This window comes from Meishania litoralis, assembly GCF_042611095.1.
In the GTDB taxonomy this organism is placed as follows: domain Bacteria; phylum Bacteroidota; class Bacteroidia; order Flavobacteriales; family Flavobacteriaceae; genus Meishania; species Meishania litoralis.
Map to the genome: position 1 here is coordinate 1 of NZ_JBHFPV010000016.1, position 1,011 is coordinate 1,011.

1 protein-coding gene is annotated in these 1,011 nt (G+C 62.2%); it reads left to right on the forward strand.

What is annotated here, in order from left to right; genetic code table 11:
* The coding region (locus tag ACEZ3G_RS17050; RefSeq protein ID WP_432426732.1) for a hypothetical protein at positions 1 to 1,011 on the forward strand (1,011 nt) is incomplete at both ends.

The window sequence follows — 1,011 nt, forward strand, 5'->3', positions numbered from 1 at the left end:
CCTCAGGCATTTCCGCGCTTGATATTTGGCTCTATCCGAACTACGGCAGCACGGCCCCTGGGAGCTCGCTCTACGACAACCTGGTGGTGAGCAGGGTCGGGGAAGATCCCTGTCCTCCCGGCAGTATCGTGCCTGAGTATACGGTTGACGGGGAGTCCGGCAGCGGCACCTCGCTCACGGTCGAAGAGGGCCAGCAGGTCGTCCTGAGCATGCTCCCCGACGGTATCGGCCTCACGATAACGCTCCCCGGCGGCGGTACCGTTGGGGACGACCACGACCTTGGCAACGTGACGCAGTCCCAATCGGGGACCTATACCTTCACCTCCTCGGAGGGCTGTACGGCGACCTTGGAACTGACCGTGAACGGGGGTGTGGTCTCCTGTCCTCCCGGTAGCATCGTCCCGGAATACCGTTTGGACGGTGTGTGGCAGAGCGGGAGCAACGATGTGAATGTTGCGGAGGGTACCTCGGTTATGCTGAGCATGCTCCCCAATGGCGTGGGGGTCTCGATTACGCTTCCTGACGGTGGCACGGTTGGGGACAATTATAGTCTTGGCAATGTCTCGGCATTTGACAGTGGGGCTTATCTGCTGACCTCTGACGAGGGTTGCCAGACGACCATAAACCTTACGGTGGGCGATGGAACCCCCTGTCCTCCCGGCAGTATCGTGCCTGAGTATACGGTTGACGGGGAGTCCGGCAGCGGCACCTCGCTCACGGTCGAAGAGGGCCAGCAGGTCGTCCTGAGCATGCTCCCCGACGGTATCGGCCTCACGATAACGCTCCCCGGCGGCGGTACCGTTGGGGACGACCACGACCTTGGCAACGTGACGCAGTCCCAATCGGGGACCTATACCTTCACCTCCTCGGAGGGCTGTACGGCGACCTTGGAACTGACCGTGAACGGGGGTGCCGTTACGTGCCCTGACGGGCTTTCGAACGAGGACGGTTCGCTGCCCCTTCCCCCGGGCATATTCTATTCGGGCCTTGACCAGGCGAACGGGGTTTCCT